The 11,942-nt window shown below is 32.3% G+C and carries 10 protein-coding genes; 3 read left to right on the forward strand and 7 right to left on the reverse strand.

The features are described from left to right. The first annotated feature begins 9 nt into the window (after nt 1-9). Complete coding sequence (locus ROY99_07360; protein ID MDT3696196.1) at nt 10-1,602, forward strand: lamin tail domain-containing protein; 1,593 nt, start codon at nt 10-12, stop codon at nt 1,600-1,602. Between the two features lie 55 nt (nt 1,603-1,657). Here ROY99_07360 and ROY99_07365 read toward each other — a convergent pair whose 3' ends face one another. The 5 genes from ROY99_07365 to groES all read right to left on the reverse strand — a co-directional run bounded on the left by ROY99_07365 (nt 1,658) and on the right by groES (nt 8,506). After that, nucleotides 1,658-3,349, reverse strand: a complete 1,692-nt coding sequence (locus ROY99_07365) for a hypothetical protein (GenBank protein MDT3696197.1) — start codon at nt 3,347-3,349, stop codon at nt 1,658-1,660. Then, entirely contained in the window at nt 3,349-4,068 is a 720-nt protein-coding gene (locus tag ROY99_07370) for an ABC transporter ATP-binding protein (GenBank protein ID MDT3696198.1), read from the reverse strand. The genes ROY99_07365 and ROY99_07370 overlap by 1 nt, the downstream gene beginning before the upstream one ends. Before the next feature lie 56 nt (nt 4,069-4,124). After that, complete coding sequence (locus tag ROY99_07375; GenBank protein MDT3696199.1) at nt 4,125-6,419, reverse strand: AAA family ATPase; 2,295 nt, start codon at nt 6,417-6,419, stop codon at nt 4,125-4,127. A gap of 132 nt (nt 6,420-6,551) precedes the next feature. Continuing rightward, entirely contained in the window at nt 6,552-8,189 is a 1,638-nt protein-coding gene (groL, locus tag ROY99_07380; protein MDT3696200.1) for a chaperonin GroEL, read from the reverse strand. Nucleotides 8,190-8,215: 26 nt separating this feature from the next. After that, complete coding sequence (gene groES, locus ROY99_07385; GenBank protein ID MDT3696201.1) at nt 8,216-8,506, reverse strand: co-chaperone GroES; 291 nt, start codon at nt 8,504-8,506, stop codon at nt 8,216-8,218. A gap of 156 nt (nt 8,507-8,662) precedes the next feature. Here groES and ROY99_07390 point away from each other — a divergent pair, with 156 nt between their 5' ends. Together ROY99_07390 and ROY99_07395 are read left to right on the forward strand one after the other, a co-directional pair. Further along, nucleotides 8,663-9,460, forward strand: a complete 798-nt coding sequence (locus tag ROY99_07390) for a CPBP family intramembrane glutamic endopeptidase (GenBank protein MDT3696202.1) — start codon at nt 8,663-8,665, stop codon at nt 9,458-9,460. After that, nucleotides 9,457-10,173, forward strand: coding sequence for a pyridoxine 5'-phosphate synthase (locus ROY99_07395; protein ID MDT3696203.1), 717 nt, complete (start codon nt 9,457-9,459; stop codon nt 10,171-10,173). Before ROY99_07390 ends, ROY99_07395 begins: the two co-directional genes overlap by 4 nt. A gap of 121 nt (nt 10,174-10,294) precedes the next feature. Here ROY99_07395 and ROY99_07400 read toward each other — a convergent pair whose 3' ends face one another. Continuing rightward, the gene (locus tag ROY99_07400) at nt 10,295-11,104 is read right to left on the reverse strand and encodes a dienelactone hydrolase family protein (protein MDT3696204.1); all 810 of its coding nucleotides are present in this window, start codon (nt 11,102-11,104) and stop codon (nt 10,295-10,297) included. 215 nt (nt 11,105-11,319) lie between these two features. Continuing rightward, nucleotides 11,320-11,730, reverse strand: a complete 411-nt coding sequence (locus ROY99_07405; GenBank protein MDT3696205.1) for a hypothetical protein — start codon at nt 11,728-11,730, stop codon at nt 11,320-11,322. Nucleotides 11,731-11,942 lie beyond the last annotated feature (212 nt).

Consider the following 11,942-nt stretch of genomic DNA (forward strand, 5'->3'; position numbering starts at 1 on the left):
GGAGTTTATATGAAATACAAGTTACATTTGTTCATTATTCTCTCTTCATTTTTCCTTTGGAGTTCTTTATATGCTCAAACTCCATTGATCAATGAGTTGTTCTCACGAGGAACTGAAATCGAACCAGACTGGATTGAAATCTATAATCCTACTTCATCATCAATAGATATTACTGGTTATAAGATTTATGATAGCGGCGGAAAGAACGGAACAAAACCCAAAAAAGAATTTCCTTCCGGATCAGTTATTCCTGCTAATGGATTTCTTGTAATAATTACAGATGATACAGATCCAAGTGGTTTTGGTTTATCAAGCGGTGGTGAGTGGGTTTGGTTTGAAAATACAAGCGGAACAGTAATAGATAGTGTTAATATGGCTGCTGTTACCGATCCCGAAGCATCTTATGGCAGACTTCCTGATGGGAGTGCAAACTGGCAAATATTAATTCCAAGAACAAGAGGTACGTCTAATACAATAATTGTAGTAACACCTGTCATTAACGAATTGTTCTCACGCGGAACTGAAATCGAACCAGACTGGATTGAAATTTATAACCCTTCTTCTTTAGCAATGGACATTAGTGGTTATAAGATTTATGATAGCGGCGGAAAGAACGGAACAAAACCCAAAAAAGAATTTCCTTCCGGATCAGTTATTCCTGCTAATGGATTTCTTGTAATAATTACAGATGATACAGATCCAAGTGGTTTTGGTTTATCAAGCGGTGGTGAGTGGGTTTGGTTTGAAAATACAAGTGGAACAGTAATAGATAGTGTTAATATGGCTGCTGTTACTGATCCCGAAGCATCTTATGGCAGACTTCCTGATGGGAGTGCAAACTGGCAGATATTAATTCCAAGAACAAGAGGTTATTCTAATGTTCCTGTTACTTCTCCAGTAGTGATTAATGAATTATTCTCACGTGGAACCGATACAGAACCAGATTGGATTGAAATCTATAATCCCTCTTCATCATCAATGGATATTACAGGTTATAAGATTTATGATAGCGGTGGAAAGAACGGAACAAAACCGAAAAAAGAATTTCCTTCCGGATCAGTTATTCCTGCTAATGGATTTCTTGTAATAATTACAGATGATACAGATCCAAGTGGTTTTGGTTTATCAAGCGGTGGTGAGTGGGTTTGGTTTGAAAATGCAAGCGGAACAGTAATAGATAGTGTTAATATGGCTGCTGTTACTGATACATCAGCATCCTATGGAAGGCTTCCAGATGGAAGTGCAAACTGGCAGATATTAATTCCAAGAACAAGAGGTTACTCAAATTCAACCACGGATGTCGAAGATGAAATTAATCCGGTTTCAGGATTTCAATTATCTCAGAACTATCCCAATCCATTCAATCCAGCAACAAAAATAAATTTCAGCTTAACTGTTGCTTCTAAAGTTAAGATTACAGTGTATAATTTACTTGGTCAGATTATAAATCAACTTGTTAACGGCAATTATACAGCAGGGAATCATACTGTTAGTTTTAATGCAGATGGATTAAATAGTGGAGTGTATTTTTACAAAATTGAGGCTGTTGGAATTGATGGACAGAATTTTGTTTCTACCAAAAAAATGATTCTAACCAAATAAACTTTCAGAAGTATTTTTTTCAGAGTTCATATCTTACAGGATATGAACTCTTTTTTTATATATCCTTCTGTAAAGATTTTAAACCAGCTTTTAAAAAAAAGTAAGAACTTAACGATGCTATTAAAAAGAGTATCAAAGTACTGGTTATCAGATTAAATCTGGAAATTTGGTAGCCGCTTTTAACTTCCTGAAAGAAATTAAATACAGGCACAAAAAGAATTACAACAATCAAAATTAAAAACATCAGGCTTAATAATAATGTAATTGATGCTCCTTGTGAAGATGCAATTCTTATTGCATTTCGTTCTTTTAGATTTAAAAAAATTCCACCCATACCAAAATTTAAACTGACTAAAGCAATTGTTATAATAGCCATGTTTATCTGAGCAATAATTGCCAGTTCTACGGGAAAGTGAAAATTAGAAAAGTAACTTATTATCTGTCCAATCAAAAAAACTATTAAAAAGTAAATGGAAAGTTTTTTGAATATTAAATTCTTCAAGTCCACAGGAGCTGAACGTAACTTCCAGAATGATTCTCCCTCAAGACTTATTAACGGAAATATAAATCTTATTGAGATTGAAGAGACTAAGAATACATTAAAAATTGTTACTGCTATGTAAATTGCTGTTCTGAAGTAATCATTGTAAGCATTTAGAATTGTCATATCTATACCAGAAATACTGGTTATAAAAATCATGATTAGGAAAAGCATAACAATTAAATGGATCCATTGATTAGGTTCTCTGAAAAACAATAATATCTCTCTCTTTAATATTGATTCGTTTATACCATTCAATAACGAGGATTTAAAATTAAAAATTGATTCTCTTTTATTATTCGTTTTTAGTCTGAAAGTCGAATTAGAAATAGAGTATTCTGACCAGGTTTTATAATACCACTTATATGCTAAGAAAATCGCAATACAAAACATTGCAATTGAAGAAAGAATATTTACATACATAAATGGAAAAGCTCTTTCATAGCTTCCGTTAGAAATCCAGAAAAGTGAGTCTGAAACCCAATAGTTTGGTAATAATTTAAGCAAGTTATTATCTAGAAAACCAAAGTACGCATTAATATTTGGATAATACTCAAAGACTTTTTGTACTGTATCAGCCGGACTGCTTAAGAAATAATAGCTAAGCACACTTGCAGCATATATTAACCCGATAGAAGTTAAAACTTTCTTTATTCCAATTTTCGAAGAAAGTTTCAGAACAAGTAATAAAATAATTGCACCGAGTGAACCAGCAGTAAACATAAACGGCAAAATGATTCCAATCAGAGAAATCGGATAAAAATACCAGTCCAGATTAAAATATATTCCATATCCTAAAATTATCGCTCCAACAATCAGTAATAAAGTTGAAGAACTGTAAAAGAAGTTATCTAAGAATTTGATAATAAATATCTTTGTAAATGAGATAGGCTTACTTATAAAGAAATAAATTTCTTTTGATTTATAAAGCGTTGAATATGATACTACTATGTTGCCTATGTTTATTGTGATAAAAAAGATAAAAAGGATAACAGAAATAAATCTGTGGAAAAGAAACATACCAATATTGATTCCGGATAATAAATACTCCATTGAATTGGTAGTAAAAAAGAAGCATCCATAGGCAAATAATCCATAAACAAGCGATGAGCTTAATGCTTTAAAAAAATAACCGAATGAAATCTCCGAGTTTAGTTTAAAAAAAACTAATAACTTATATTTGATTATGTGAAGGATTGATTTCATTATTTTGTCAAATGTAAAAACAATGATTCAAGATTATTATGATCTGAATTCTTGATAGCTTCAACAACTTCCTTTTTATCTTCAAATATCATCTTACCGCTCTTAATGATTCCTATACGGCTGCAGATTTCTTCTGCTACATTAAGACTATGTGTTGACATAAATATTGCAGTTCCGTTACTTGAAAGTTTTTTAAATAGGTTTTTTACAATTAATGCACTCTGCGGATCCAAACCTATCATAGGCTCATCAACAATCAGTAATTTGGGATTGTGTAAAAGGGCGGAAGCAATTGCTATTCTTTGTTTCATTCCCTGAGAATATTCTTCGGTTCTTTTATCAATCCAGTTATCAATTTTCAGTTCATTAATAACTGAATCAATTCTGGCTTTGAGTTTTTCTTTTTCAATTGAGTATAGTCCTCCGCTAAAAAATAAAAACTCGCGTCCAGTTAGTTTTTCGTACAAAAATGGTTGATCGGGAATATAACCAATTAGTCTTTTCGCTTTGATAGGTTCTTTTGCAATATCAAAACCGTTTAATATAATTCTACCAGAGGTTGCAGTATATAAACCTGCAATCATTTTAATAGTAGTGGTTTTACCAGCGCCGTTTTGTCCAAGGAAACCAAAGAAATCACCGGCGGCAATTTTTAGATTAAGGTTTTCAACAGCAGTAAAGTTTCCAAATTTTTTTGTGATGTTAATTAATTCGAGCATAATATTCTGTTAAATAGATAAACAAAGATAAAAAAGAATGAGGGGAAAACAGGAAATTATTTTTCAATTGTTCTCAGTGTTGTTAAATCATCAAAAGTAATTGTCATTAAATCTCCACTCATAATATTGGGCATAGATAAGATTCTATCTTCCTGAATTGATATTGCTCTGTTTAGTAATTCCTTAATTGATCTGGCGTTATAAAAATTTCTGTTCTTTTCATTCCGCATTTCATCAATCAATTCCAGTAACTGCTGCCAGGCACCTTCATCCAGTTGATAATTTTTCTTCTGACATATACTTAAAGCAATTTCAAGAAGCTGACGGTTTGTATAAGGCTCAAACTCAAACTTGTTCGGAAATTGACTTTCCAGAACAGGAAAACTTTCAATAATAATTTCTATTTCTTCTCTTGTCCCCGATAGAATTGCAGTAACATCATCATTCATTAAATACAATTTCTTAAGAAAGTATTGCAGCAATGAATCACTGAAATGTTTTAAGCACTGAAGTGAAGCTGTTACATCATTTACTAAGATAACATTTCCTGAAAGTTTATTAAAAAGTTCATCCATTGTTAAATATGCATCAAGCTTACTTAATCCATGAAACAAAGAGCTGTCAATTTCGATAAGCTGTCCTTTAGAAAGTTTGTTTGATGCAAAAAGGCTTTTTGCAAAAAGACGGGCAACTGTTGACGTGCCTGACCCGGGCTCTGCTATAAAAATTGAGTTATAAGTTTTGTGTACTGACGAGATTGATTTTTCAGATTTTAATTTATCAACTTTTATAGATGCAATTATCTTATTAAAAGTGGTCTTTACCTTATTAAGACCAACAAGATTATTCATTTCATTTGAATAACGATCAAGTTTCTCATTTGATTTTATAACTGAATTATTCCGGTTGTTTATGTTTAACCAGGCTGATTGAATATCGTTAACAAGGATTGTATTAAGAGAATTGAAATCCTTTTCTTCATCTTCAAGTAAATGATATCTTTTACTCAATTCAATCTTAGTTTCACTGAAAAGATTCCTGATAAAACGTGCATTGCCAAATGATCCGTCTGTATTATCAATCAATGAGTCGAGTTTTTCTTTTAAAAATTTCTCAGCTTTTTCGTTAAAGCTGTATTTTTCTTTTTCAGAAAAAATTCTGAATATATCTGCAAGCTCATTGGAATTATAATCATCAAAATAAAAATGATGTGTAAACCGGGACTTTAAACCCGGATTAGAGCTGATAAATTTTTCCATTAGTTCAGGATATCCTGCTGCAATTACAAAGAATTTATCCTTGTAATCTTCCATGCGCTTAAGAATTATATCAATTGCTTCCTGTCCAAAATCTTGAGAATTATTATTTCGTTTTAACGAGTAAGCTTCATCAATAAATAATATTCCTCCTAATGCCTGATTTATTACTTTTTCAGTTTTCTGAGCAGTCTCACCTATATACTCTCCGATCAAAGAAGCGCGGTCAACTTCAACTACATGCCCATTTTTAAGAATACCAATAGTTTTGAAAAACCTTCCTAAAATTCGGGCAACAGTTGTTTTGCCTGTACCGGGATTACCTAAGAAAATACAATTAGCAGAAATATTCTCATTCGTTTCGATTCCCTTTGCTTTACGTTCTTTAACAAATTCAAGGTAAGAAATAAAATCTTTTAACGATTGTTTAAGATTATGAAGTCCTATCAGGTTATCAAATTCTTCAAATAAACTTTTTATCGAATTATTATCACAATTTGTTTTTTGTAATTGTTCTAATTTCTTAGGCTGCTGTGTGTTTTGTTTATTTGAATAACTATCTGATTGATCATTTTCATCCAGAAAATTAATTATTTCCTGAGTTCCAATCTGAAAATAGTGCTTAATAATCTGCTGGTTTTCCAAAAGAATTTCAATCCGGACTTCTCCGCATTTCCAAAATCCAGGAATTGGAGTTCCCCAGCTTTGAACAAACTCAACAAATTCCCATTCTTTTTTTAATAACAGATTAAAATCATTTCTGCCAATTTCTTCATCTTCAAAGTACCAAATTGTTAATCCTCTTAATAATCGGTTATCTGATTTAAAGAATGGATTTTTAATAATTACTTCTGCTGCAATGTAAGTAGCAATTGATTCATCAAATTGAAGCAAATAAGTTTTCTTTTGCGAATTTAAACTTTCTTCAAGATTAAACATCCTTACTGATTTTGCTTCAATTATTAATACAGAATTTGAACTTTTACTCTGAATTTCAGTTTGTAATAATTGGTTAGCAGTTAAAAGTCCGGGAGGCATTACTCCATCAGAAAAAAACTCATTGGATTTTGAGTGATTGCCGTTTTTATTGTTCATTTGTTTATCTAAAATCTCTGGAAATTAAATATTATCAATTAATTCAAATTCCCTGCCATCAAAAAAATGCTAAAAGAAAACAAAAAAGGCGAGGGGAAACCTCGCCTTGTAAAAATAACAGCAAAAAGGGATTTAGTACATTCCATCCATACCGCCCATACCTCCCGGAGGCATAGCAGGCATTGAAGTTTCTTTTTCTTTCTTCTCATAAACAACTGCTTCGGTTGTTAACAGCAAAGAAGAAACTGAAGCTGCATTTTCAAGAGCAGTTCTTGCAACTTTAGTTGGATCAATAACTCCGGATTTAACTAAGTTCTCATATTTTTCTGTAGCAGCATTAAATCCAAAATCATCTTTTCCTTCACGAACTTTTTGAAGTACAACCGATCCTTCCAGTCCGGCATTGTTAACTATTTGTCTTAAAGGTTCTTCTAAAGATTTTTCAACAATTTTAACACCGGTAGTTTGGTCAGGATTCTCACCCTTTACTTTTTCTAAAATATCCATAGCTCTAACTAAAGCAACACCGCCGCCAGCTACGATGCCTTCTTCAACTGCGGCACGAGTAGCATGCAATGCATCTTCAACTCTGGATTTCTTTTCTTTCATTTCAATTTCGGTGGAAGCTCCGATTTTTAACACTGCAACACCACCGGAAAGTTTTGCCAATCTTTCCTGTAATTTTTCTTTGTCATAGTCTGAAGTTGATTTTTCAATCTGCGATTTTATTTCATTTATTCTTTTCTTAATATTATCAGTTTTACCGGAACCTTCAACAATAGTAGTATTATCTTTATCAATAACAACTTTTTTAGCTTTGCCTAAATAATCAAGTGTTGCATTTTCTAATTTGTAACCTTGTTCTTCAGAAATTACCGTACCATTTGTAAGAACTGCAATATCTTCTAACATTGCTTTTCTTCTATCACCAAAACCAGGAGCTTTAACAGCAGCAACTTTTAAAGTTCCGCGAATCTTGTTAACTACTAATGTAGCTAATGCTTCACCTTCAAGATCTTCTGATATGATTAACATTGCTTTGCCTTGCTGAGCAACTTTTTCCAATATCGGTAAAAGATCTTTCATTGCAGAGATTTTTTTATCGTGGATAAGAATAAAAGGATCTTCTAAAACTGCTTCCATTGATTCTGTATCGGTAACAAAATAAGGAGAGATATATCCGCGATCGAACTGCATACCTTCAACCACATCTAACACAGTTTCAGCCGATTTGCTTTCTTCAACAGTTATCACACCATCTTTTCCAACTTTTTCCATTGCATCAGCAATTAAATTACCTATTGATTTATCATTGTTTGCAGATATTGCGCCAACCTGTGCAATTTCATTTCTTCCTTCAACATCTTTGCTGATTGTTTTTAAGTATTCAATCACTTTTTGCACTGCAATATCAATTCCTCTTTTAAGATCCATTGGATTTGCACCAGCAGTAACATTTTTTAATCCTTCTCTGTAAATAGCCTGAGCCAGAACAGTTGCAGTTGTAGTTCCGTCTCCAGCAACATCACTTGTTTTTGATGCAACTTCGCGCACCATTTGAGCACCCATATTTTCAACAGGATCATCAAGTTCAATTTCTTTTGCAACTGAAACGCCATCTTTAGTTACAGTTGGGGCACCAAATTTCTTTTCTAAAACAACATTACGTCCCTTTGGTCCAAGAGTAACTTTAACTGCATTTGCCAGTTTATTTACACCGCTTATTAATTTTGCCCGGGCTTCGGTGTTGTATTCAATTAACTTTGCCATAGTTTATTCCTTTATAATTTATTTTATTACTTACCTAAAATTCCGAAGATATCACTCTCACGCATAATGAGGTATTCTTCACCATTAATAGTAACTTCTGTTCCGCTGTATTTTCCATAAAGAACTCTGTCACCAACTTTAACTTCCATTTTAATTGATTTACCATCATCAGCTACTTTACCAGGACCAACAGCAATAACATTTCCTTCAACTGGTTTTTCTTTAGCTGTATCTGGTAATATGATTCCACCAGCTGTTTTCTCTTCAGCGGCGGCTGGTTTAACAACTACTCTATCACCTAATGGTTTTAATTTAATATCACTCATTTTTAACTCCTTTTAGTTTTAAATTTGTTAGCACTCTCAAAAGACGAGTGCTAAAATATAATTATTGGTTCCTTTTGTCAAGATTTTTTAATGTTGGTGTGATTTAAAATGGTTATTTTTGCAAATAAAACTACAATAAACCATTAAATGACTAAACTGACACAAGAGCTTAGAAAACTGATATTAATAATTAAAGAATTGGATAAAAAGGTTACAGTAATTTTTCTATCTGTGGCAGTATTGCAGACTTTTTCATTTTATTTTACATCAAGAAGATTTTTCAGAGAAAATTTATTTCAATACTTTCAAACTTATTCTGATCCATATTTAATTGAATATTTTTATTGGTTTTTAGGAGATTTCTTAATCTACCTGATTCTGGGCACCTTGATAATAAAACTGGTTCTAAAAGAAAACCTTAATGATTATGGATTTCGTTTAGGTGATTACAGACTTGGACTTCTTTTAACCCTGATTTTTATTGCAATAATGTTAATTCTGATTTGGTTTGTTTCTGCGTCACCATCTTTTGCACAAAAGTACCCGCATCTATCCGGTGCAAAGCTTAACTGGAACACTTTTTTAATTTATGAGTCAGGAATGTTGATTTATATGTTTGCATGGGAATTTATGTGGCGTGGATATATGCTTTTTGGTCTTGAAGAAAAATTCGGTTACTATTCTGTCTTAATTCAGATGATACCTTTTGTGATCTTACATAATGGAAAACCTTTTTTAGAAACTTTCGGTGCAATTTTCGGTGGTATTGCTTTAGGTATTCTTGCGTTAAGGACTAGGTCATTTTATTATTGCGTTGTTATTCATATTGGTGTTATGTTCTCAATTGATTTTGTTTCAACATTACGTTTTAGAGCAAATGAATATGGAATTGGTATAGAATCATTTATAAATTTAATTAAACAAATATTTTGGGTGTTAAGATGAGATTATCATTAAATGTAGATCATATTGCAACCATTCGAAATGCAAGGAACGAAAGTCAGCCTGATCCGGTTACTGCTGCCTTAATTGCTGAACACGCTGGTGTTGATGGAATCGTTGTTCATCTTCGTGAAGATAGAAGACATATAAATGAAAGGGATGTAAGATTACTTCGCGAACTTATTGCAACCAGACTAAATCTTGAAATGGCTGCGGCAGAAGAAATATTAAAAATTGCCTGCGATGTAGGTCCTGAACTCGTTACATTAGTACCTGAAAAAAGGCAAGAACTTACAACAGAAGGCGGACTTAATGTTATTGATAATGTTTCTTTAATAAGAGATACAATTTCTGAACTGCATAAGTATGAAATTGAAGTTTCACTTTTTATCGAACCTGATATAATGCAGATAGATGCAGCTGCAGAAATTGAAAGTGATTTTGTAGAAATACACACCGGTATTTTTGCAAATGCAATTTCTGAAGAAGAACAATTTGATGAGCTGGATAGAATAAGAACTTCTGTTAAACATGCTAAGAAATTAGGATTAGGTATAAATGCAGGTCACGGACTTAATTATCAAAACATTAAAGTTTTCAGAGAAATACAGGATATTGATGAGGTTAGTATTGGTCATGCAATTATTGCAAGATCAGTTTTCGTTGGTATTAAACAAGCAGTAAAAGAAATGTATGATCTGATAAGGTTTGGATGATCAGTAATTAAACTAAATGAAATAGGTTATTGCCTATTAGTATCTCTGTTTTTAATTGATCTATCCAGAGAGCTTGAAAATAATTTATCTTGTAATTATACTTTAATGAACGAAAGTCTGTTTATTTCTTAAAAACCTGCTTGAATAAATTAACCATCTCCTGCCAGGATTCTATATCAGCTTTTTTATTATAGGCGATTGGCATATTAAATTTTTTACCAAGACTATCTGCTTCCGGATTTGAAAAAGCATGTAGTGCTCCTTCATAATTAATAAAGCTGTAATGAACGCCTGCATTATCCATTTCTGTTTTAAAATCTTGAATTTGTTCGGGAGTTACAGACTTATCGGCTGCACCATTACAAACTAAAATAAATGCATTTACTTTTCCTTTTTCAGCTGATGTAACCGGTTGTAATCCGCCGTGAAAACTGACAACAGCTTTAAGGTCTGTTCCTACCCGAGCCATTTGAAGAACTATACTGCCTCCGAAGCAGTATCCTATTGCTGCAATTTTATTACTGTCAGTTGTTTCGTAGTTTTTCAGAAAATTATATGCGGCTAAAAATCTTTCTTCACCTGTAGTCATATTTTGATAGACTGACATTGCAAGATTTTGTGCTTCTTCAGGATTGTCTGTGTTTTTTCCTTCACCGTACATATCCAAAGCGAATGCAGTATATCCGAGTTCAGCAAGCATTCGTGCTCTTCTTTTAGCATAATCGTTCAATCCCCACCATTCGTGAACAACCAGCACTCCAGGTCTTTTCCCTTTCACATCATCATCATAGACTAAATAACCTTTTAATTTTACTCCTTCTGCCGAATACTCAATACTTTTTTCAACAAGACTGTTTTTTTCATTTTGTTTATCCACACAGGAAAATAACAACAACCCAAATAAAAACACTAACACTGATTTTAACTTCATGATAAATCCTCATTTGATTTAATAACTGTTCAATTTTTTCTAATTGTTAGTAACAAAAAATCTGAAGAAGTAACAGTAATAAACAGTTCAAGTATAGTAACAGGCAATAGTCTAATAAGCAAATCAGGTGCTTTTATAAGCTGCAATAGAAAGGATAGACTAATTCGCTTCTTTAATAAATTTATAAACGAGCAACTTAAAGCAGTATTAAAGAATTATATATTCAAAACAGAAACAGCTCTATCAAAATCTTCAGGTCTTACAAAAATCAAATAGCCAAACATTCCTTTACCATCGGTTACACCGTTTGAAGCATAAACATTAATATTGGCAGTGTAAAGCAGATGATGAATTTCTTTCAGAGCATTTAGTTCATCTCCCTGAACCAGAAATGCACGATGTGGTCCATCGAGTATCAAATTACTTTTCTTGGCTTCTGAAATTAACTTGAGTGAATTATCCGGGAAAAGCTGCAGTTGAGTTCGGTTTGGACCGATTGGAATAGCAGTAAAGGCTAATAAGTTAATTCCACTTTTCTCAAGCTCTGATAGAAGTTTGTATGACTCACCTGGCTGGTCAACAACTGAGCAATAAAAGTAATCTATTTTATGAATTTTATAAGCCATAATTAACTCCAAATAAAAATATGTTTATTGGTTTACCTAATTATAATAGAAATTTTCTTTTTGAATAATTTCGGGTGTTCGCTAAGCAAACTAAGTATTTATATTTTGTTTTTCAAAATTTAAACTATGGAACCCCTGAATTTTTTAAGTATAATATCTTTTCGTTTATCATTACTGGAGCAAACTAATCTATATAAATTAAAATTTCAATT

The organism is Ignavibacterium sp. (assembly GCA_032027145.1).
In the GTDB taxonomy this organism is placed as follows: domain Bacteria; phylum Bacteroidota; class Ignavibacteria; order Ignavibacteriales; family Ignavibacteriaceae; genus IGN3.